The 20935-nt window shown below is 52.6% G+C and carries 20 protein-coding genes; 15 read left to right on the top strand and 5 right to left on the bottom strand.

The features are described from left to right. Positions 1-10 precede the first annotated feature (10 nt). Both ABLV30_RS18140 and ABLV30_RS18135 read right to left on the bottom strand, forming a co-directional pair. Entirely contained in the window at positions 11-676 is a 666-nt protein-coding gene (locus ABLV30_RS18140; RefSeq protein WP_014228720.1) for an amino acid ABC transporter permease, read from the bottom strand. A gap of 13 nt (positions 677-689) precedes the next feature. Beyond that, positions 690-1361 carry an amino acid ABC transporter permease gene (locus tag ABLV30_RS18135; protein ID WP_025106197.1) on the bottom strand — a complete coding sequence of 224 codons (672 nt, stop codon included), beginning with the start codon at positions 1359-1361 and terminating at the stop codon, positions 690-692. A 142-nt stretch (positions 1362-1503) separates the two neighbouring features. Between ABLV30_RS18135 and ABLV30_RS18130 the strand changes: the two genes are divergently transcribed. Then, positions 1504-2913 (top strand): MmgE/PrpD family protein, encoded by a 1410-nt coding sequence (locus ABLV30_RS18130; RefSeq protein ID WP_265800559.1) that lies wholly within the window; start codon positions 1504-1506, stop codon positions 2911-2913. Between the two features lie 4 nt (positions 2914-2917). On the opposite strand, the gene ABLV30_RS18125 is transcribed toward ABLV30_RS18130, so the two are convergent. Both ABLV30_RS18125 and ABLV30_RS18120 read right to left on the bottom strand, forming a co-directional pair. After that, positions 2918-3742, bottom strand: a complete 825-nt coding sequence (locus ABLV30_RS18125; RefSeq protein WP_024359628.1) for a transporter substrate-binding domain-containing protein — start codon at positions 3740-3742, stop codon at positions 2918-2920. Between the two features lie 400 nt (positions 3743-4142). Continuing rightward, complete coding sequence (locus ABLV30_RS18120; RefSeq protein WP_004131117.1) at positions 4143-5069, bottom strand: LysR family transcriptional regulator; 927 nt, start codon at positions 5067-5069, stop codon at positions 4143-4145. A 158-nt stretch (positions 5070-5227) separates the two neighbouring features. Here ABLV30_RS18120 and ABLV30_RS18115 point away from each other — a divergent pair, with 158 nt between their 5' ends. From ABLV30_RS18115 to ABLV30_RS18060, 12 genes are all read left to right on the top strand, one after another. Next, positions 5228-6316, top strand: coding sequence for a 4-oxalomesaconate tautomerase (locus ABLV30_RS18115; protein WP_265800562.1), 1089 nt, complete (start codon positions 5228-5230; stop codon positions 6314-6316). Positions 6317-6410: 94 nt separating this feature from the next. Continuing rightward, positions 6411-7649, top strand: coding sequence for an MFS transporter (locus ABLV30_RS18110; protein ID WP_265800565.1), 1239 nt, complete (start codon positions 6411-6413; stop codon positions 7647-7649). A gap of 79 nt (positions 7650-7728) precedes the next feature. Beyond that, complete coding sequence (locus ABLV30_RS18105; RefSeq protein ID WP_048263141.1) at positions 7729-8631, top strand: fumarylacetoacetate hydrolase family protein; 903 nt, start codon at positions 7729-7731, stop codon at positions 8629-8631. A gap of 21 nt (positions 8632-8652) precedes the next feature. After that, complete coding sequence (gene citC, locus ABLV30_RS18100; RefSeq protein WP_014228728.1) at positions 8653-9726, top strand: [citrate (pro-3S)-lyase] ligase; 1074 nt, start codon at positions 8653-8655, stop codon at positions 9724-9726. 24 nt (positions 9727-9750) lie between these two features. Next, positions 9751-10041: a citrate lyase acyl carrier protein gene (gene citD / locus ABLV30_RS18095; protein ID WP_004849626.1), complete on the top strand. Its 291-nt coding sequence runs from the start codon at positions 9751-9753 to the stop codon at positions 10039-10041. Beyond that, the gene (gene citE / locus ABLV30_RS18090; RefSeq protein ID WP_014228729.1) at positions 10041-10916 is read left to right on the top strand and encodes a citrate (pro-3S)-lyase subunit beta; all 876 of its coding nucleotides are present in this window, start codon (positions 10041-10043) and stop codon (positions 10914-10916) included. The genes citD and citE overlap by 1 nt, the downstream gene beginning before the upstream one ends. Positions 10917-10949: 33 nt before the next feature. Next, entirely contained in the window at positions 10950-12470 is a 1521-nt protein-coding gene (gene citF / locus ABLV30_RS18085) for a citrate lyase subunit alpha (protein WP_032749691.1), read from the top strand. After that, on the top strand, positions 12467-13015 hold the full coding sequence (gene citX / locus ABLV30_RS18080) for a citrate lyase holo-[acyl-carrier protein] synthase (protein WP_014228731.1): 549 nt from the start codon (positions 12467-12469) through the stop codon (positions 13013-13015). The genes citF and citX overlap by 4 nt, the downstream gene beginning before the upstream one ends. Next, entirely contained in the window at positions 12990-13862 is an 873-nt protein-coding gene (gene citG, locus ABLV30_RS18075; RefSeq protein WP_143439634.1) for a triphosphoribosyl-dephospho-CoA synthase CitG, read from the top strand. Before citX ends, citG begins: the two co-directional genes overlap by 26 nt. Before the next feature lie 32 nt (positions 13863-13894). Beyond that, a complete protein-coding gene (locus tag ABLV30_RS18070) occupies positions 13895-14461 on the top strand; it encodes an alpha/beta hydrolase (RefSeq protein ID WP_014838027.1) in 567 nt (188 codons plus the stop codon). 68 nt (positions 14462-14529) lie between these two features. Next, on the top strand, positions 14530-17130 hold the full coding sequence (gene acnB / locus ABLV30_RS18065) for a bifunctional aconitate hydratase 2/2-methylisocitrate dehydratase (RefSeq protein WP_265800568.1): 2601 nt from the start codon (positions 14530-14532) through the stop codon (positions 17128-17130). Between the two features lie 108 nt (positions 17131-17238). After that, positions 17239-18672, top strand: coding sequence for an anion permease (locus tag ABLV30_RS18060; protein WP_265800569.1), 1434 nt, complete (start codon positions 17239-17241; stop codon positions 18670-18672). A 137-nt stretch (positions 18673-18809) separates the two neighbouring features. Here the strand turns inward: ABLV30_RS18060 and ABLV30_RS18055 are convergent, their stop codons facing one another. After that, positions 18810-19022 carry a cold-shock protein gene (locus ABLV30_RS18055; protein ID WP_004849644.1) on the bottom strand — a complete coding sequence of 71 codons (213 nt, stop codon included), beginning with the start codon at positions 19020-19022 and terminating at the stop codon, positions 18810-18812. Positions 19023-19684: 662 nt separating this feature from the next. Here ABLV30_RS18055 and ABLV30_RS18050 point away from each other — a divergent pair. Together ABLV30_RS18050 and ABLV30_RS18045 are read left to right on the top strand one after the other, a co-directional pair. Then, entirely contained in the window at positions 19685-19906 is a 222-nt protein-coding gene (locus tag ABLV30_RS18050; RefSeq protein ID WP_064358333.1) for a cold-shock protein, read from the top strand. Positions 19907-20486: 580 nt separating this feature from the next. Next, positions 20487-20864: a RidA family protein gene (locus ABLV30_RS18045; RefSeq protein ID WP_048263131.1), complete on the top strand. Its 378-nt coding sequence runs from the start codon at positions 20487-20489 to the stop codon at positions 20862-20864. The last annotated feature ends 71 nt before the right edge of the window (positions 20865-20935 follow it).

Genomic DNA, 20935 nt, shown 5'->3' with positions numbered 1-20935 from the left:
TCTCATCATATTAAGGATGTGGACGGTAGCGGCGCTCCAGACGTGCCGCCAGGTAACTTCCGGGCCAGATCAGCACAAAATAGAGCAGGGCGACGACGGTGAAAATCTCCACCGGGCGATACCAGGTACTGCTTAGCAGCCTGCCCTGATACATCAGTTCGTTAACCGTGAGAATCGAGGCGAGGGAGGTCACCTTCGCCAGTTCAATCATGCGGTTTGTCAGGGCTGGCAACATACGGCGAAATACCTGCGGCAGGATAATACGCCGCAGCATCACGCCCGGCGGCATGCCTAAGGCTTTTGCCCCTTCCCACTGCCCGCGTTCGATGGACTGTAGCCCGGCGCGAAAAATCTCGGTGCTGTAGGCGGCGGTGTACAGGGTTAACGCCAGTGCGGCGGCGCCAAAAGTGGAAAACTGAATGCCCACCAGCACCGGAAAGGCATAGTAGAACCAGATGAGCTGGATAAGCACCGGCGTATTGCGGAACACCTCGACAAAGGCGCTGGTAAGGGGATAAAAATAGCGCGGCCCGCGGGCACGGACGACGCCAACGGCAAGCCCGATCAGCGTGCCGACAATTCCCGCCAGCAGCCATAGCTCCAGCGTAACGCCCAGTCCCTTCAGCAGTACCGGCAAGTTTTGCCAGACAAGGGAAAAGTCCCACTGATAATGCATGGTTGTTCTCTCGTTAACGTGAGTCGGAGACGGCAAGGCGTCGTTCAAGCAGCTGGCTGCCCTGGCTGATAATCAGCAGCAGGGTGAAGTACATCACCGCAATAAGCGAATACACTTCCAGGGGCCGGTAAGTCTGACTGTTGATTTGCATCGCCTGATACAGCAGCTCGCTGTACGCCAGAGACGAAGCAAGGGCGGTGGATTTGAGCAGTTCGAAAGAACGCTCAAGGAAAGGAGGAATCATTCTGCGCAGCGCCTGAGGGAAAATGACCCGGCGGAGCGCGGTGGCGCGCGACATGCCCAACGCCTTCGCGCCTTCCCATTGTCCGGCGCCGATCGACTGGATGCCGCCGCGGTAAACTTCGGCATAAAACGCGGCCGACTGGGCGGAGAGCGCCAGTACCGCGGCAGCAAACGGCGAGAGCGTCAGCGGGCTGACGACTGGCAGAGCGTAGTAGATCCAGAAGAAGTGGACGATAGCGGGAGTATTACGATAAAAGCCGATCAGTATCAGCGCCGGAAGACGGAAGAACGTTAGCGGCGAGGCCTTCATCAACGCCAGCGCAATGCCGGCCAGCATGCCGAATAAAATACTGGTGACGCCGATCTGAATGGTACCCCACAGCCCCTCCAGCAACAGCATGCGATATGGCCAGATGGCGGCAAAATCCCATTGATACGACATAGTTCTGGAACCCCTGAAAAACGCAAAACGATGGTGATGGTTTTAGAACGACATCATCTTAGCAGTAGCGAAATGTGATAATTAAATAATAAAAACCATTGCTATTATCTCTTTTGGTTATAAATATTTACGCGAGAAAGCAATGCCAAACTCTGATTCCTTAACCGCTACGCTGGCGCGTTTTGCCGGCGAACTCACCCCGTCTGCGATACCGGCGTCGGTGAAAGCCAGGATCGCTCTGCATTTTATTGATAGCCTGGGCTGCGGCGTTGCCGGCTGCGAAGACAGCGTGCTGCTGAAAAGCGCGCGGGTTATTCGTAGCCAGTACGCGACCGGCAGAAGCGCGGTGCTCGACGGTGGAACTCCGCTCTCCGCCAGCGGCGCCGCGTTCCTCAACGCCGCTGCGATAAACGCGCTGGATTATGACGATGGTTTTGAAGTCGCCGGGCGGGGGATGGGGCATCCCGGCGCCACGCTGGTGGCCGGGGCGCTGGCCGCGGTGGGCCAGGGCGGGCCGGTCAGCGGCGGGGCGTTACTGACCTCTCTGGTGGCGGCCTGGGAAATCAACAGCCGCGTGATTATCTCTCAGCAGCCGAGTCCTGAACGGTTTCAACAAGTGTACGGCGTGTGCCAGCACGAATCGCTGGGGGCGGCGGTGGCGTATGGTTTACTGCGCGGCTGCGATGCCACGGGGCTGGAAAATAGCCTGGGACTGGCCGCCTCGTTAACCCCTTTGCCCACGTTGCATAAATACAACTGGCAGGCGCGTCCACTGGTTTCGTTTAAGGATTACAACGCGCCGGCGGCAGAGGCCGGCGTACGCGCGGTGGAGCTACACCTCGCGGGGATAGTGGGGCCGCGCGAGATACTCGATGGTGAACAGGGATTCTGGCGGATGTCAGGCTCCGACCGTTTTCAGCCAGAACGGCTGACGGAGCATCTGGCGACGCACTGGCAGCTCAGGCACGCCAGTTTCAAAGACTATCCGGTATGCCGCTGGATGCATACGGCGCTGGCGTCGTTTGAGCGTCTGCTGGACCGTATTCCGTCGCCAGAGTCGATTGAGCGGATTCGCGTTTACGGTAGTTTTACCCTGGCGCGTTTTTTCGCCGACGCGCGTCCCGTCAGCAATACCGATGCGCAGTTCAGTCTGCCGCTGGCGATAGCCTGCCTGGCGTTTAAAATCGCGCGTCATCAGTGGAGCAGCGATCGGACGCGCGGCGCGGCGCCACTCCTTGCCTTCGCTGACCGGGTTGAAATCATCGCCGATGAGACCTTTGAACAGCTGATGCTGCAGCATCGCCGTCCCGCCGCGCGCGTGGACATTGTGGTAAAGGGAAGGACGATCGCCGGAGAGCGTATCGACTTCCCGCCGGGGTGTGCAGAAAATCCGCTGCCGGAACAGCGGATCGTGGATAAATGCGAGGCCAACCTGTCATCACGCCTCAGCGCGCCGCGGGCAGCGCGGCTGATTGACGCTCTGCTGGATATGGAACGCTGCGCGGACATTGGCGCGGCAATCTCGCCGCTTCTGTCCGCGCCAGGAGAGTAGTCGCTTATTTCCACTCTTCTTTAATCACCGAGGGCACTTTGCTGATATCCACACCGCGTAGCTTAAGGGCGTCTTCATAAAACTGTTTGCTCTGTCCCGACTGGTAAATTTTGGCAAACTCTTCATTCAGAAAGTTGCGGAAGCGGGGATCGCTCTCTTTGCGCAGCGCGCCGCCGGTGCTGATGGCAATAATCGGTTTTGGCAGAATCAGGTTGCCTTTGTGCACTTTTGCCTGCTGCAGAGCCAGCGCCGGGTGGACGTACGAGAGGGCGTCGACGCGTCCGGCGTAGAAGGCTGCGACGCCTTCATCCATATTGGTAAAGCGCACCAGCTGCACTTTGGGTAATTTTTTGGTCAGTATCAGGTCCGGGCTGCTGCCGAGCGTGACGCCAATCTTAATATCCGGGCGATTGAGATCTTCCCAGCTCTCGGCCTTCACGCCGTCGCGGATCAGGACCCCTTGCGCATACCAGAGGAAAGGCTGGTCGGAAAAGTCGGCGGCTTTGCGGCGTTCATCGGTGGGGTCCAGCACCAGCATGGTATCAATCTGCCCGGCCTGCAGCGCGGCGACCGCATTTCCCCAGGTGGTCTCCACCGGCACCAGTTTTACGCCTAAATCTTTTGCCAGTACTTTACCCACGTTATAGCCAATGCCGTTCCACTGACCGGTGGCTGGATCTTTGAAATACCACGGTTCTCCCTGCGCGACGCCGATGCGCAGTTCGCCCGATTGCTTAATATGATCCCAGGTGGACTCTTCGGCATGGCTGAAAAAAGGCGCGGCGGCGATCGCCAGCGACAACAGCAATTTATGAATTTTTGTTGGCATATTTTTACCCTGATGAGAAAGTCATTTCTGAAAAACAACGTATTACGCGAACACGATAACGGAGTTTGTTATCAGTGCATTATTATTTTTTGGTTTAACTCATGCCCGAATGTTATTTGCTGATACCTAACCGGTTTCGCTTAAATTACGGCGCGTTGCACATATTATTCATAACTTAATGCGCTATTGTTCTAAGGTACTTTATTTCCTTCGCCGAATATAAAAATTCCGATCTGGTGGCAGTCATAGTTTGCCGGGACGTTAAAAATATCACTTCTGACAGCCAGGCTTATAAAAGAGCGACAATAATTGCCAGACGAGCGCGTCCCCGGCCTGAAAATGATATCGCCGCGTCCCTCACGCAGCGTCAGGCGCTAGAGTGCCGAAGATAAAAGCGGCTCTACCGGGTAAATTTCCCTATCCACGGGCTGCTTGTATCCTGTGACCAGAGTTGTAATAGCATCTCCCTGAACTTTTCCGCTGCAGGGCTCAGCGCCGTTTCTCTGCGCAGCACGAGACCGAGCGTGCGGCGAATAACCGGCTCAACGAGCGGACGGCTGACAAGAATGTGATGCTCATCGGTCGGCATGGCCAGACTGGGAACCACCGCCACGCCAAGCCCTGCCTCTACCATACCCAGCGACGTCGACAGATGCCTGACTTCATAGAACCAGTTGGGCTTCCAGTCCATATTCTCCAGCGCTTGATCGATCAGCGAGCGGTTACCGCTTGAACGTCTAACGCCAATAAGCCTGAAGTTGGCCAGGTCTTCCCACAAGATCAGCGATTTCTGCGCCAGTTCGTGGTCCCGTCGGCAGGCTAATACGAAAGGTTCATTGACCAGCGGCGAGAAATCGATATTGGGATGTGTGATGTTTATCATGTTTATGCCGAAATCTGCGTCACCGTTTAAGACGGCTTCAAGACAATCGCTGGCGCTATGCTCGAGGATGCGGATACGGATATTGGGGTAGTGATTGTTATAGTCCCTGATGACCGAAGGGAGGAAATAGAACGCCGCGGTGGGGAGACAGGACAGGGTGACAACGCCGCTTTGATGGGTGGCCATTTCTTTAATACTCAGGATCGAGCTTTCATAAAAATCTATTAAATTCTTTGCCTTAGGTAAAAACTCTCTGCCTACAGCCGTGAGTTTAATGTTTCTGGTTGTCCGTTCAAATAGCGTAGCTCCCAGCTGCTCTTCAAGTTTTTTAATCCGGCGGGTTAACGCCGGTTGGGATGTGTGAAGAAAATGTGATGCTCTTGTGAAACATCCAATTTCTGCAATTTTAACAAACGCTTGTATACCTTGAAGATCGTGCAGCATGAGATTTCACTCCAGACTTTATCGCGATGCAAACACACTAACCTAACCGCTATTTATACGCAAAACGTATTAATCGATGGTTTTATTGGCATTAGAATTATGTATTCGTCTGTGGAATCCTGACATTGCTCTTATCAATGCGTGAAACGAGAAACATAATGTTAAAGATTCCTTGTGTACTGATGCGTGGCGGTACTTCGAAAGGCCCGGTGCTTCTGGCCAGTGATTTACCGACAAAAATTGAAGAACGCGATGCTGTGCTGCTGGGCTTAATGGGCGCGGGTCACGAACTTGAAATTGATGGTATTGGCGGCGGCAGCCCCCAAACCAGTAAAGTCGCGATTGTTAGCCCCTCGGACAGTCCGGATGCTGACGTCGACTATTTATTTGTTCAGGTGATGGTCAACGAGCGCCGCGTCGATACCACGCCTAACTGCGGTAATATGCTCTGTGCCGTAGGGCCCTTCGCGATTGAAAAAGGCCTGGTTAAGGCGCAAAGTCCGGTGACGACAGTGCGGATCCGCAACCTGAATACCGGTACGCTGGTTGATGCGGAAGTACAAACGCCGAATTTTTATGTCAACTATGAAGGCGATACGCACATTGATGGCGTTCCCGGCTGCGCTGCGCCGATTGGCCTGACTTTCCTTAACTCCGCCGGATGCAAGACGGGAAAGCTGCTGCCAACCGGTAACATCGTCGATGTGATTGATGATGTGGAAGTCACCTGCATTGATATGGCGATGCCGATGGTGCTGATTAGGGCAGAGCGGATGGGCAAAACGGGAGACGAATCACCGGCCGACCTCGATGCCGATCGCGCGTTTATGAATAAGCTGGAAACGATCCGGCGCAAGGCAGGTGCGAAAATGGGGCTGGGCGATGTCGCCGATAAAGTGATCCCAAAACCGGTTCTGCTGAGCGCGCCCGGCACAGGCGGGACCATCAGAGTTCGTTATTTTATGCCTCATACCTGCCATAAATCACTGGCTATTACGGGCTCTATCGGCATATCCATGGCCACGATAATTGAAGGATCGGTGGCCCATCACATTGTGGCCGACCAGCCGAGGACGCCGTATACCAATATTATTAATATTGAACATCCGAGCGGAAAAATTTCCGTATCTTTACTCAAAGAGGGAGATGATATTGAGAAAACGCGTGCCGCAGTGATTAGAACCTCCCGTAAATTATTTGAAGGCACGGTTTGCGTCCCGGAATATGTTTTAGCGGAGGAGTTATAAATATTTTATATCATTAATGCGGTGCAATACTGATGTCCTCTCGCGTGTAGTTGCTACATAACTCTGTACCTAAAAAAATAATGTCGAGGATTTTATGGCTATAACCCATACGAAAGATAATCAGCTTAATTCTGCTCCCGTCAAGGTCAGTAATTATATTCGGATCATCCTGGCCCTGGCGCTATCCGGCCTTGCAGAATTAGCCTCACTCTTTTTTATTCAACCTCTGTTACCCGTTCTCGCCGTCGAATATGATGTGCCGGTGAGTCAGGTGAGTATCATTCTCTCCGCAGAAACGGCGCTTCTGGCTATCGGATTATTATTCACCGGGACGCTGTCCGATCATTACGGCAGAAAAAAATTAATTATCGTTTCGCTGCTACTTGGCGGACTGCTGACGATGCTCTGTCCTCTGGTCGAATCATGGGCGATGCTGGTGGCCCTGCGTGCGGTTATTGGCCTGGCGCTCAGCGGTATCGCTGCTGCCGCAACCGCCTATATCAGCGAGGAGGTCGCGCCGGTGGTGGCGGGGGTGGTCACCGGATACTTCGTCTTTGGTAACTCGATGGGAGGGATGTCCGGGCGTATTGTGGCCAGCCAGCTGATCGACCATATCTCAATAAATACCATTTTCTATGGTTTTGCGATCAGCCTGATTTTGGTGGCTTTGCTGGTTAACTTTTTACTCCCGGCGTCTCAGAACTTTAAGCCAACGCAAAACCTCAACGTTCTTCGCGTGGTGAAAGGCGCGGCATCTCACTTTAAAAATAAAAAGCTGGCGTTAGCCTTTGTGATTAGCTTCATCATCTTTGGGGTATTCACCTCTCTCTATAACTACCTGGCTTTCTTCCTGAAAGGCGAACCCTTTCATATTTCTCCGGCGAATGCGGGCCTGCTCTCCTTTAGCTTTGCCTTAAGCTTTTTCACCGCCCCTCAGGCGGGACGACTTTCCGCAAAATACGGCAGTATGAGAGTCCTGCGCGCGCTGTTTGTGATGATGGCGCTGGGAATGCTGCTGACTTTAACGTCTAACGTCGTCACCTTTATTATCGGCGCGGTCATTTTTACCGGTTGTTTCTTTGGTTGTCACTCCGTTGGCTTAAGCTGGGTAAGTAAAAATGCAACGCATGCACGTGGCCAGGCCGTCGCGCTGTATCTGTTCTTCTACTACATGGGCGGCTCAGTGATTGGTTTCGTGAACGGCTTTGTTTTCCACTCTATGGGCTGGCAGGGGATGACGGGATTCATTATTGCGCTACTGGCCGTGGGGGCGGTGGTTGCAACGTATTTGTCTTCCAGCGAAACAAAAGCCATGGTTCCGGTTGAGTCTTAAACCCTTCGTGGCGAAGTGAATGACTCACGTCATCTCCAGTGGCGTGAGTAAAGAAATTCAATGTTAGTAAGGTGTCATCATGAAATTAGCAAGCTATGTTCATCATGGTCGTAAGAGTTATGGAATATTGACGGATACAGGCATTATTGACCTGGGTAGCAAGATTGGTCATCAATATCGTACGCTGAAGGACTTACTGCAGTGGGGTGCTATTGATATCGCCGGCCAATATGTTAATTATCCGGTCGATGTCATGATGGCTGATATTACTTTTTTACCGGTCATTGAAAATCCAGGGAAAATTTTCTGCGTCGGTATGAACTATGCGGAAAAAAGAAAAGAGTTTTCTGAAACCAGCGATGCGCCGACCCTCTTTATTCGTTTTCCTGACTCGCAAACCGGTCATGCAACGCCGATATTAAAACCCGCGCTATCCAATGAATTTGATTATGAAGGTGAGCTGGCCGTTATTATTGGCAAACCGGGTATGAATATCGATACTGACGCTGCCCTGAGCCATGTTGCAGGCTATAGCTGCTATATGGATGGATCGGTGCGCGACTGGCAGCATGCCTGGTTTACCGCCGGGAAAAACTGGCGGCAGACCGGCGCGTTTGGTCCCTGCCTGACAACCGTTGATGAAATACCCGATCCCCACCGCTTGTCTATTCAAACCTATTTGAACGGCATTATGGTTCAGAATGATTCGACGAGCAGTATGATCCATAAAGTTGCCGATCTGATTAGCTATATCAGTACTTTTACGGCGCTCAGCGCCGGCGATGTCATTATTACCGGCTCCCCTGGCGGCGTCGGTAAAAAAAGAACGCCCCCACTCTTTATGCACGAAGGCGATCGGGTCGAGGTGGTAATTGAAAATATTGGGCATCTCATGAATACGATTGTCGAATCAAAACCGCAGCACGAATTGCAGATGTCGTCGTCTCCGCGGGCTCAGACAAGATTATTTGACGCTCATTAAGGTATGGGCAGGAGAAACAAGATGTACACCGACCAAACGCTAGAATTCGAGAAAGTGGAAACTAGCAACGGTACCTTCAGAGACGAAATTATTCTCTTTCTGAAGAACAATGGATTAGGCATCGACGGCGACATTGAGCAATTTGTTGTCGCGCGCTGCCAGCGGCAGCTGGTTGCCTGCGCCGGGCTTGCGGGGAATACGTTAAAATGCATTGCGGTTGCCAGAGAGTGGCGCGGGACGGCGCTAGGCCTGAAGATCATTCATGAAGCGGAGCTGCAGGCTGTTCAGAACGGCGAACATCAGCTTTTTCTCCTGACGTGTCCGGATAATGTGCGGTCGTTCCAGGGATGCGGATTTTATCCTTTGGTCACCCTCGATAACAGGGCGACGCTGATGGAGAATTCGCCGGTTGGCATCCATCGCTACTGCCGCCAACTGCGGGGCCAGCATTTGGTGACGGCCGGAAATATCGGCGGGATTGTGATGAATGCAAATCCCTTTACGTTAGGGCACCAGTATCTGATTGAGCAGGCTGCAAAAGCGTGCGACTGGCTGCATGTCTTTGTCGTTGAGGAAGATCTGTCCACGTTTTCCTTTCGGCAACGGTTTGCCATGGTTCAGGAGGGGTCACGGCATCTGCCTAATATTACGGTCCATCCTGGCTCAAAATATATTATTTCTCGAGGAACATTCCCCGGTTACTTTCTCAAAGAAAAACAAATTATTAACGAGGTGTATGCCGCAATAGATTTGCTTATGTTCCGCCGTTACATTGCACCGGCTTTAAATATTAATCAGCGCTTTGTTGGTACTGAACCCTTCTGTAAGGTGACCGCGCAATATAATGACGCAATGCATCACTGGCTGGAGGATGAGATGACAATACCTGCCGCCAGTATCAAGGTGAATGAGATTCAGCGGATGACCGATATGAATAATCTTCCCATCTCCGCCTCTGCGGTCAGGAAATTGTTAAGTCACGAAGATATGCACACCGTTAAAAGTATGGTGCCTGCAACTACGATGCCTTATTTATATAAATGGTTATCAGCGAATCAATCTAAGCAGCCCGATTTAGATATGGTTGATGCTTAATAAATCATTGTTCAGGATATTTATATGAAAATATTACATGCGGCAATCGCCGGGACGCTGGAATCCAGCGACCTGGTTGTCAAAGTCAGCCCCTACGATGATGGGCTCGATATTACTATCAACAGCGAAGTGTACAAACAATTTGGTGAACAGATTACGGCGGTGGTTAATGAAACACTTTCCGCATTAAACGTTACGCAGGGGCAAATTATTGTTGAGGATAAGGGTGCGCTGGACTGCGTTATCCGCGCCAGAATGCAGGCGGCGATTTTACGGGGAACGGCCAGCAACGAAATTGCGTGGGAAAAATTATGATGAAAAAATTACGCCGTAGCATGCTTTTTTTACCGGGTTCAAGCGCCGCTATGCTTTCAACAGCCTTTATTTATAAACCCGATTCAATCATGTTTGACCTGGAAGATGCGGTCTCGTTGAAAGAGAAAGACAGCGCGCGGCTGCTGGTGTTCCATGCGCTACAGCATCCTATGTATAAAGATATTGAAACCGTTGTCAGGATTAATCCGCTGAATACGCCATTTGGCTTAAAAGACCTGGAAGCGGCGGTGCGCGCCGGCGTCGATGTTATCCGTTTACCCAAAACCGATACGCCGGAAGATATTTACCAGCTTGAGCGTGAAATTGTGCGTATTGAAGAGAGCTGCGGCCGCCCGGTGGGCTCTACGCAGCTGATGGCGGCGATTGAATCGGCGGTGGGGGTCATTAATGCCGTCGCTATCGCCAGGTCCTCTCAACGCCTGATGGGGATTGCGCTGGCGGCGTTTGATTACGTCATGGATATGCAAACGGAACGCGGCGACGGTACCGAGCTGTTTTACGCGCGCTGCGCGGTATTACATGCGGCCCGCGGGGCAGGTATTGATGCGTTTGACGTGGTCTATGCCGATATTAATGACGAGGCCGGCTTTTTGAAAGAAGTGGATTTGATTAAACGTATGGGCTTTAACGGTAAGTCGCTTATTAATCCGCGGCAGATAGAGATCTTACATAATGCCTATGCCCCCACTCAGGAAGAAGTTGATTACGCGGAGCGTGTTATTGCCGCGGCCGAAGAAGGGGAGCGTAGCGGACTTGGGGTGATTTCACTGAACGGCAAAATGATTGACGCGCCGATCATCAACCATGCCCGGGTGGTTATTGAACGTAAAAATGCCTCCGGCATCCGGCAATAATCTCCATTCAGTCACCAGCAACAGGATTTAACTATGAATCAATTAACCGAAGCCCTTCATAATATATCCGGCGCCCAGCATCAGTATGAGGTATTTACCGGCGCAAATACCCATACGCCCTATCTTGCGGATACCCGGCAAAAATATCAGCGCAAACTTTTTGACACGCTGGATGAAGTTTTATCGCGCTGCGATTTACGCGATGGGATGACCGTTTCATTTCATCACGCCTTCCGCGAGGGTGATCAAGTGATTAACTACGTTATGGCCAGGCTGGCGGAAAAAGGGCTGCGAGGGCTGACGCTGGCGTCAAGTTCCCTGATGACCTGCAACGCGCCGCTGATCGAGCATATTAAACACGGCGTTATTAGCAAAATCTATACCTCAGGGATGCGTGGTGAATTAGCGGATGCGATTTCACACGGCCTGATGGAGGAGCCGGTACAGATCCACTCGCACGGCGGCAGGGTCAATCTGATTGAAAAGGGTGAAATTAATATTGATGTCGCGTTCCTGGCGGTCTCCTGCTGCGACGAATATGGCAATGCCAGCGGCAGCGGCGGCAAATCCCGATGCGGCTCGCTTGGCTACGCGATGGTCGATGCAAAATATGCCCGCAAGGTGGTTTTGCTGACGGAAAGCATTGAGCCGTTTCCGTATATGCCGGCCAGCATTATTCAGGATCAGGTTGATTATATTGTCAAAATCGACAGCGTAGGCGACCCGGCGAAAATCAGCGTTGGCGCCGCGCGCGTGACCAGCAATCCGCGAGAGCTGATGATCGCGCGGTCTGCTGCGGACGTCATTGAGCATTCCGGTTATTTTCGCGATGGTTTTTCTCTGCAAACGGGATCGGGCGCGGCGTCCACCGCCTGTACGCGATTCCTGGAATCCCGCATGAGGAAACACAATATCGTCGCCAGCTTTGCCTTAGGCGGCATTACCGGCAGTATTGTCGATCTGCATGAAAAGGGGCTGATTACTAAGCTGCTGGATACACAAAGTTTTGATGGCGCGGCGGGGGAGTCGCTGGCGAAAAATCCGCACCACGTTGAAATCTCGACCAGCGTTTACGCCAACCCGGCGGCGAAAGCCGCCTGCTGCGACCGCGTGGATATCGTCATCTTAAGCGCCCTGGAAATTGATACGGATTTTAACGTCAACGTTCTGACCGGCTCCGACGGCGTGATGCGCGGGGCATCGGGCGGACATTGCGATGTCGCGGCGGCGGCAAATTTAACTATCGTGGTCGCGCCCCTGATCCGCAGCCGCATTCCCACCGTCGTCAGGCACGTCACGACCCGCGTAACGCCGGGAGAGAGTATTGACGTGCTCGTCACCGACCACGGCATTGCCGTGAATCCTGCCCGTCCGGAAGTCAAAGAGAGGCTGACGGCGGCTGGTTTGCCGGTCGTTGACATCGAAGCGCTTTATCAGACATCGCTGGTGATTTCTGGCGAGCCCAAACCTATTGAGTTTACCTCGCGCATTGTCGGCGTCGTGCGTTATCGCGATGGCAGCGTCATTGACGTGGTAAGGCAGGTGAAAGAATGATCGGCGAAACAACAAACGCTTCCTGCGCCCCTCTCACCCTTGAGGAAGTCCTCAAAGCCAGAGAAGCGCGCGCGAGTGTACAACAGGCGTGGCTGCGCCGCTTCGAACAACCGATGGTATCCACCACGCTCGTCTGGCCTGGAGAGGTAAAAGATACGCCGCTTGCCCGGCAGGTTATGGCGGAGGCGACGGACGCGTTCAGCCAGCTGCTGCGGAAACATCGCTGGGGCGTTTCCAGACACGACGTTCGTTTTCAGCCCACCGGGCCCGAAGCGTTCTGGTCCGTAGCGGCGCCAGCCTGGATGATCAAGCACGTGACGGCGCATCTTGAAGATCATCATCCTCTCGGGCGTCTGTGGGATATCGATGTCTTTTGTCCCACATCCGGATTAATTAAGCGCAGCGCGATCCGACAGCCGATGCGCAAATGCTTCATTTGCAATGAGGCTGCCCACGTCTGTTCCCGTATGCGCCGCCATTCTCAGAATGAACTTGCGCAAGTGATTGAGGATTTAGCCTATGACTATTTTCGCGGTCAACGCTGAACGGGCTGAGCAACGGGAAAGCATCGCCTGGCTGGCTGCCGAGGCGATGTATCGGGAAGTGAGATTAACGCCAAAGCCCGGGCTGGTTGATGGCGAGAACAATGGTGCGCATCGTGATATGAACATCGCGCTGTTTATGGCCAGTATTCGCGCCGTCTCGCCCTGGTTTCCGCGCTTTTTTGCGCAGGGAAAGGCGACGGCGGATTTGCCTGCCCCGCAGACGCTATTGGCGATAAGGCCCACAGGACTGGCCTGCGAACAGGCGATGTTTAACGCCACGGGGGGAGTAAACACCCACAAAGGCGGCATTTTTTCCCTTGGCCTGCTGTGCGCCGCCGCTGGGCGTCTTGTTAAGCGCAACCAGATGCTTAGCCAGCGCAATCTGTGCGAGGAAACGCGCACGATGTGCGCGGGCCTGGTTAGCCAGGAACTGAAAAGAAAGGGCCTCGCTAAAACCAAAGGCGAGCATATTTTTCAGCGCTTCGGGTTTAGCGGCGCGCGAGGTGAGGCTGAGAACGGCTTTTATACCGTCAGGCAGTTCGGGCTGCCGCAGTGGCAGAAAGCGCGGCGGGAGGGGTTATCTGAGCAGGATGCGCTGCTCAGGATGCTGCTGGCCCTGATGGCCTTCAACCCCGATACCAATGTGGTGTCCCGGGGCGGGCTGAGCGGCCTGCAGTATGTGCAGCGCTATGCGCAACGCGTTCTGAATATAGAACACCTGGCGGGTGAAAAGCTCAGAAAAGCGCTGAGACACATGGATAAGGCGTTGATTGACAGAAATATTAGCCCTGGCGGCAGCGCGGATCTCCTTGCCGTTGGCTGGGTACTTTCCCATTACCCGGCCTGACGGGCGGTACTGAACGTGGAGAGGAAGGCTTTATGACTACCCAACGTCTGGAACAGCTCAGCGAGAAGTTGACGATTATTCTGGTACCGGGCCTGCGAGACAGCGATGAGCATCACTGGCAAAGCTGTTGGAGTCGTCGTTTTCCTTTTTGGAAGCGGATAAGCCAGCGGAACTGGCTGGAGCCGGATATCGATGCCTGGGTATCCGCTATCCGTCGGGAGCTGGCTACCTGTCAGCGGCCGGCCGTGCTGGTCGGCCACAGCTTTGGGGCGCTCGCCGCATGTCGCCTGATTCAGACGCAAAAGGTGAACATCGCGGGTATCGTCATGGTTGCGCCTGCGGAGCCATCGCTCTTCGAACTGGACGAGGCGGTACTTCCCGAGAGGCTGCGGGTGCCCAGCCTCCTGTTTGCCAGCCGAAACGATCCGTTAATGACCTTTAAGCGAGCGCAGTACTGGGCGCAATGCTGGGGAGGGCGGTTAATCGATCTGGGTGACGCCGGGCATATTAATGCTGAGTCCGGATTCGGGGAGTGGAATTATGGTCTGGAGCAGTTAGCAGAATTTTGTGAAGGCTTACCGCAATTTATTAAAAGTTAATTTTACCAACCGAATATCGCTATTACATAAACAACCTTCAGATAAATAACATCTGAAACGGAGAGCATATGTTAGAAGCTTATAATAAGCATGTGGACGAACGCGCTGAAAAAAATATTCCACCGAAGCCGTTAACCGCTGAGCAAACGCAAGAATTAATTACATTACTGACCAGCAAGACCTGCGATGATAAACATGCCCTTGTACAGCTGTTAGCGCATCGCGTGCCGCCGGGCGTCGATCCGGCGGCGAAGATTAAAGCCGATTTTCTTTATCAGCAGATCAAAGAAGAAAACCCGGCGAGTATTATTGCGCCTCAGCAGGCTATTGAACTGCTGGGCACCATGCAGGGCGGTTATAATATTCAACCGCTCATTCACTTACTGGACGATCCCCGCTGGGCCAGCAGCGCAGCGGAACAATTAAGCGCCACGCTGCTTATTTTTGAAAAATTTAAGGATGTGGAAGAAAAGGCGAAACAAGGAAATGCCTGGGCGCAAAAAGTGATTCAGTCATGGGCCGACGCCGAATGGTTTTTACGTCGTCCGGCGCTGCCGGAGAAGATCACGCTGAAAGTATTCAAAGTGACGGGGGAAACCAATACTGATGATTTGTCCCCTGCGCCCGAGGCATGGTCACGTCCGGATATTCCTCTGCATGCCTTGTCCATGTTGTGTCATCCGCGCGACGGCGTCAGCCCGGATGAACCGGGAAGCCGCGGGCCGATACGACAGCTAGAGCAGTTAAAGAAAGAGGGCTATCCGCTGGTCTACGTCGGCGATGTCGTCGGCACCGGCTCTTCGCGAAAATCGGCCACTAACTCTATTTTATGGCACCTTGGCAACGATATTCCATGGGTGCCGAATAAACGAAGCGGCGGCTTTGTTTTTGGCGGCAATATTGCGCCCATCTTTTTTAATACCCTGGAAGATTCCGGCGCGCTGCCCCTTGAAATGGATGTTTCCGCGCTATCCACGGGAATGCTGATTGATCTCTATCCGTATCGCGGGGAAATTTGCGAAGCCCACAGCCAGCGTCCTGTCACCTCATTTTCCCTGAAAACGGACGTTCTGCTGGATGAAGTGCGCGCCGGAGGGCGCATTCCGCTGATTATTGGCCGCAGCCTGACGGCCAGAGCGCGGCAATCACTGAACCTTGCGCCCTCCGACGTTTTCCGCCGGCCGAAAGCGCCGGCACCCTCCGCCCCCGGCTTTACGCTGGCGCAGAAAATAGTGGGGAGAGCCTGCGGCGTTGCCGGGATCCGACCAGGACAGTACTGCGAGCCGCGAGTCACCACCGTCGGTTCGCAGGATACCACCGGAGGAATGACGCGCGATGAGCTTACCGATCTGGCCTGCCTGAATTTTTCCGCTGATTTGGTTATGCAGTCTTTCTGCCATACTTCGGCCTATCCCAAGCCGGTTGATGTGAAGCTGCATGAAACGCTGCCCGAGTTTATCAGCCGCCGAAACGGCGTGGCGCTGAAGCCGGGTGATGGCATTATCCACTCCTGGCTTAACCGTATGCTGATTCCTGATACCGTGGGGACCGGGGCGGATTCGCACACCCGTTTCCCGCTTGGCATCTCTTTTCCCGGGGGCTCCGGGCTGGTGGCCTTTGCTGCGGCAACGGGCATTATGCCGCTGGATATGCCGGAGTCCGTACTGGTCCGTTTTACGGGAGAGATGCAGCAGGGGATAACCCTGCGCGATCTGGTTCACGCTATTCCGCTCTATGCCCGCAAGCAGGGATTACTGACGGTGGAGAAAAAAAATAAGATCAATATTTTCTCCGGCCGTATCCTGGAAATCGAAGGGCTCGGGATGCTGAAAGCGGAGCAGGCCTTTGAACTGGCCGACGCCTCGGCCGAACGCTCCGCAGCGGCGTGCGTGCTGCGTCTGGAAGAGGAGAACGTGGCGGAATACCTGCGCTCCAATGCCACATTGCTACGCTGGATGATTAATCAGGGTTATGAAAATGCCGACACGCTGGCGCGGCGAATTGCGGAAATTGAGGCATGGCTGGCGAATCCGTCGCTGCTGGTGGCCGATGAGAACGCCGAATATGCCGCGGTGATTGAGATCGATCTCACGGAAATTACCGAACCCATCGTCTGTGCGCCGAACGATCCGGATGACGCCCGGCTGCTGTCGGAAGTCGCGCGTACGCCGATAGATGAGGTCTTTATTGGCTCCTGCATGACGAATATTGGCCATTTCCGCGCCGCCGGTAAAATTATTGCCGACGCCCGCGAGATACCCGTACGGCTGTGGCTGGCTCCGCCGACGAAAATGGATGCGCGTCAGCTTGCCAGTGAAGGCTACTTTAATCAGTTTATAAAAACGGGCGCCAGAATCGAACCCGCCGGCTGTTCGCTGTGTATGGGGAACCAGGCGCGGGTACGTCAGGGCAGTTCCGTTGTTTCAACATCGACTCGTAACTTCCCGAATCGTCTGGGCACCGATGCGAACGTTTTTTTAGCATCGGCGGAGCTGAGCGCCGTGGCGGCGATGATAGGGAAAATGCCGACCGTTGAACAATATTTCTGGCACATGGATAAAATCAAAGCATCAAGGAACGATATTTATCGTTACCTGAACTTCGATCGGCTGCCAGAGTATCAGTCAACGAATGATGGAAAAAATATTATTAAAACATTCGCTGGCTAATTCTTTACTGCATTAAGCAATAACGGTGAATAGCTCACTTGTTCAGCGGAAGCTTCAGAAGAAAGAGGCTTCTGCTTTTAATGACACGGATTGTAGCCGAGGTGAAGCATGTTGAAGTCAAAGCTAATAAAAATAGCGGTGCTTATTTTTATTATTATATTAGCAATCATCATTCCACCCCCCGCGGGATTAACGAAAGAAGCCTGGATACTGGCCGATATCTACCTGGCATCCATTATAGGTCTGGTGAGTAAGCCTTATCCTGAGCCGGTTATCATGCTGTCGGCGGTAGGCTTGTCGTGCTTAACGGTGGCACGATTTGATGACTCCCCCGTCAGGTCAATGGATGTACTGAGCGGTTTTTCCTCGGGAACGACATGGCTGGTATTTAGCGCGTTTACTTTGAGCGCCGCTTTTGTCACCACCGGATTAGGGAAACGTCTGGCGTACTGGTTTATTTTAAAGTTCGGTGGGACAACCCTGCGGCTGGGGTATGTCACGGCGCTGTTGGATTTAATGCTGTCACCGGCGACGCCCTCTAACACCGCACGCGCCGGCGGCGTCGTATTCCCGATTATCAATAGCATTGCCCTGGTGTTAGGTTCAACGCCAAAAGAGAGTCCGCGTCAGGCCGGACGTTATCTGATGGTGAATATCTATATGGTGACTAAAACCACCAGCTATATGTTTTTGACCGCGTTTGCCGGAAATGCCTTAGCGTTACAGTTAATTTCCGATATTTTTCATATCCGCATAAGCTGGGTAGGGTGGGCTCTGGCGGGGGTACCGCTTGGGCTATTGATGTTAGCCGTCATTCCTTATATCACCTACAAAATAGTGCGCCCGCAATTAAAAGAAATAGACAATGTAAAAATAGCCACTGCGGGCCTGAATGACCTGGGGCCCATCAGTTCGAAAGAGAAAGGGCTGATCGTGGTCTTTATCTCCGCACTCTCCGGCTGGATATTTTCTCATTATCTGGGGCTGAATGAATCCTCCGTTGCGGTGATTGCCATGGCTGGCGCTTTGCTCACGAATGTCATTTGCTGGAATGATGTGCTGCAAAATAAGGGCGGCTGGAATACGTTAATCTGGTACGGCGGCATTATTGGACTGAGTGCGACCTTAAGCAAAGAGGGATTTTTTAAATGGCTTGCCGCCTTTATGTCCGAGCATCTGGATTTCCTCGGCGCCGGTAACACGACCATTGTGATTATTGTTTTTTTAAGCATCGTCGTGCGCTATTTATTCGCCTCCGGCGGTGCATACGTCGCGGCTATGGTTCCCGTCTTCGCCACCGTCGGACTGGTTACCGGAACGGCGCCTGCGCTGCTGGCGCTCGCCATCCTGTTTTCTAACTCTTACGGGGGCTGTATCACGCACTATGGCGGTGCCGCCGGGCCGATTATCTTTGCCGCCGGTTATAACGATATTAAATCCTGGTGGTTAACCGGGACCATAATCGCTTTATTAACGTTTCTGCTGCATATGGTTGTCGGCATTCCGTGGTGGGGCTTTTTGATTCAGCACGGAATACTCTGAGGCCAGCCTTTTTTTTTATTACCTGACGGCTCGCGATATAACGAAAAAACCCCGACATGATGTCAGGGTTTTTTAACTGGCGTGAGTCCATCATCGGCAGCGAAGCTGAAATCTACCGCCAGCAAATAAAGCGCAGCTTAGATGGCGAAGACGTTACCGGCAGAAGGGCCTTTCTGGCCATCTTCAATGGTGAATTCGACTTTCTGGCCTTCGTTCAGGGTTTTAAAACCGCCGCCCTGGATAGCGGAAAAATGTACAAACACATCTTTGCTACCGTTGTCCGGGGTGATGAAACCAAAGCCTTTCGACTCATTAAACCATTTTACTAAACCAGTCATTTTATTAGACATTGATAATACCTCAACATATCTGAGCCTTACGGCGAAAAGGTTTCGCACAGAATCTAATTAATAACGATAAGGAGACTCAAAAGGAAGAATTATCAACGGATAACACTTAAGATGAGGACTGCTTTACTGAACCGCTTTATTATGTCTGTGTACTTAACCGACCAATCATTAGTCACATACTTCATCGCGGATAGCAAGACTTATTTCAATTGATATTGCCGGGGCGGAGAGTGATACGGGAAGAGGGGGGAGTGATTCACCAGCGACTTATTGATGACGCAATGATAATAACTTTCAGTATTTCATTGGGTTAACTCGATTTTTGGTTACGGTGACGTGGATGAATCTGCAGAGAATGTTTTTTTATTTTTCCGAACAGGCTCACCCGGCGGTGAAGCCATATCACCCGTCGCAGCGCGATTAATTTAGGCCGTTTCTCATTATTTATCCCCTTCGGGGTATCTGGATGGCTAAAATTTCATTTGCTTATTAATGGTATTCATGCCTTAATGAAATTATTAATCCGAAAAAACGCATGCACTTAAAAATTTTACCGGCCCGTTCTCATTACCAGGCGCTATCGCTGATACCCCCTTTCTTTTGAGTCCATACGTTTAATCCGACACGTTTTCTGTCAATTACCTGATGCGCAAGGAGTCAGTATGTCCTCAAGAATTAAAGGTCTGGTCAAGTGGTATAATGAGTCGAAGGGATTTGGTTTCATTTCACCTCTCGATGGCGGTAAAGATATCTCGGTCCATTGCTCGGCGCTGCGTGGTGATAATTTTAATACCCTGTTTGAAGGCCAGAAAGTTGAATATGCCATACTCCAAAGAGATGACAAAGGCCCTGCCGCCACCCATGTCATACTGTGCGATAAATAACGATTTATAGCGTTACGCCCGCGATAGCGAAAGCCGTGCTGGCGATATCACAACGGCCTTTCCCAGGATTATTCCTCCCTTATTCCATGTCCTGTCCCTGAGCGCAACGACAGCCGCGTTGCGTACGGTTTTTCTTATCCGGCGATGCGGCAGAAATGCGTTCAACGGATTCTGGAAGCGCGTACAATTCATCGGCTTTCAGTCAGTATTTAAATCCGATGACAGGGGATAGTGATGGTCAGACGCTTTTTGGTGTGTTTCTTTATGCTGTGCGCATGCTCAGCCTTTGCCGCTAACGGCGGGAATGGCGGCGACGGCGGGAATGGGAATAACTCGGATGGGGGCAATGGCTCTGATGGCAGCTCGACCGCGTCGGGACGCGATGGTTGCCCCGGCGGAACGCAGCCTGACTCGTCCGGAAAATTTTATCTTCCGGGCACAAAAGAGCCGTGCAATCCGGGCAAGCAGGATGCCATGAAAAGCGCGCGCCATTAGCCTTATCAGCCGCTGTTTAGCGGCTGACGACAAGACCGCCGAACGAGTGAGGCAAGTCAGTTTCTTGTTAAATAAGGAGGAGTGTATGGGTCAGATGGTACGAAAAAATTACCCTGAACTGGGCGAGGTCAAGGCACCCTACGTTCATTCGGTTAAGCACGGGAACACGCTCTATATTTCAGGGCTCACCGCGTTTGGCACCCGTGCGCAGCAGGCCGGTATTGGCGCACAGGCGGAGGAGGTTTTTACGCAGATACGAACCGTTGCCCGCGCCGAAGGCATCGATTTTTCCTCTCTTATCAAAGTCACGATCTTTATCACTTCTTTTGATGAGATCGACGAGTTGCGCAAAGTGCTTTACCGGAACTACGGCGATCATCTACCCGCCAGCTCGCTCGTAGAAGTCAGCCGCCTGTTTTCTGCGGATCTCAAAATTGAAATTGAGGCAATATTCGGCCTGTGAGCCAGTGTTTATTGCCCGGGCCGCGGTCTGCGCCGCCGGGCAGACTCAATCAATTTATTTGATGCATTCGG

This window comes from Klebsiella sp. CN_Kp113 (assembly GCF_040064585.1).
In the GTDB taxonomy this organism is placed as follows: Bacteria; Pseudomonadota; Gammaproteobacteria; order Enterobacterales; family Enterobacteriaceae; genus Klebsiella; species Klebsiella michiganensis.
The sequence above is the reverse complement of the archived record's forward strand: the minus strand, read 5'-3'. Positions and strand labels throughout refer to the sequence as shown.

What these genes read in the sequence shown, in the direction of transcription:
- ABLV30_RS18140 (WP_014228720.1), bottom strand. Translation starts at nt 676, where the DNA reads ATGCATTATCAGTGGGACTTTTCCCTTGTCTGGCAAAACTTGCCGGTA.
- ABLV30_RS18135 (WP_025106197.1), bottom strand. Translation starts at nt 1,361, where the DNA reads ATGTCGTATCAATGGGATTTTGCCGCCATCTGGCCATATCGCATGCTG.
- ABLV30_RS18130 (WP_265800559.1), top strand. Translation starts at nt 1,504, where the DNA reads ATGCCAAACTCTGATTCCTTAACCGCTACGCTGGCGCGTTTTGCCGGC.
- ABLV30_RS18125 (WP_024359628.1), bottom strand. Translation starts at nt 3,742, where the DNA reads ATGCCAACAAAAATTCATAAATTGCTGTTGTCGCTGGCGATCGCCGCC.
- ABLV30_RS18120 (WP_004131117.1), bottom strand. Translation starts at nt 5,069, where the DNA reads ATGCTGCACGATCTTCAAGGTATACAAGCGTTTGTTAAAATTGCAGAA.
- ABLV30_RS18115 (WP_265800562.1), top strand. Translation starts at nt 5,228, where the DNA reads ATGTTAAAGATTCCTTGTGTACTGATGCGTGGCGGTACTTCGAAAGGC.
- ABLV30_RS18110 (WP_265800565.1), top strand. Translation starts at nt 6,411, where the DNA reads ATGGCTATAACCCATACGAAAGATAATCAGCTTAATTCTGCTCCCGTC.
- ABLV30_RS18105 (WP_048263141.1), top strand. Translation starts at nt 7,729, where the DNA reads ATGAAATTAGCAAGCTATGTTCATCATGGTCGTAAGAGTTATGGAATA.
- citC (WP_014228728.1), top strand. Translation starts at nt 8,653, where the DNA reads ATGTACACCGACCAAACGCTAGAATTCGAGAAAGTGGAAACTAGCAAC.
- citD (WP_004849626.1), top strand. Translation starts at nt 9,751, where the DNA reads ATGAAAATATTACATGCGGCAATCGCCGGGACGCTGGAATCCAGCGAC.
- citE (WP_014228729.1), top strand. Translation starts at nt 10,041, where the DNA reads ATGAAAAAATTACGCCGTAGCATGCTTTTTTTACCGGGTTCAAGCGCC.
- citF (WP_032749691.1), top strand. Translation starts at nt 10,950, where the DNA reads ATGAATCAATTAACCGAAGCCCTTCATAATATATCCGGCGCCCAGCAT.
- citX (WP_014228731.1), top strand. Translation starts at nt 12,467, where the DNA reads ATGATCGGCGAAACAACAAACGCTTCCTGCGCCCCTCTCACCCTTGAG.
- citG (WP_143439634.1), top strand. Translation starts at nt 12,990, where the DNA reads ATGACTATTTTCGCGGTCAACGCTGAACGGGCTGAGCAACGGGAAAGC.
- ABLV30_RS18070 (WP_014838027.1), top strand. Translation starts at nt 13,895, where the DNA reads ATGACTACCCAACGTCTGGAACAGCTCAGCGAGAAGTTGACGATTATT.
- acnB (WP_265800568.1), top strand. Translation starts at nt 14,530, where the DNA reads ATGTTAGAAGCTTATAATAAGCATGTGGACGAACGCGCTGAAAAAAAT.
- ABLV30_RS18060 (WP_265800569.1), top strand. Translation starts at nt 17,239, where the DNA reads ATGTTGAAGTCAAAGCTAATAAAAATAGCGGTGCTTATTTTTATTATT.
- ABLV30_RS18055 (WP_004849644.1), bottom strand. Translation starts at nt 19,022, where the DNA reads ATGTCTAATAAAATGACTGGTTTAGTAAAATGGTTTAATGAGTCGAAA.
- ABLV30_RS18050 (WP_064358333.1), top strand. Translation starts at nt 19,685, where the DNA reads ATGTCCTCAAGAATTAAAGGTCTGGTCAAGTGGTATAATGAGTCGAAG.
- ABLV30_RS18045 (WP_048263131.1), top strand. Translation starts at nt 20,487, where the DNA reads ATGGGTCAGATGGTACGAAAAAATTACCCTGAACTGGGCGAGGTCAAG.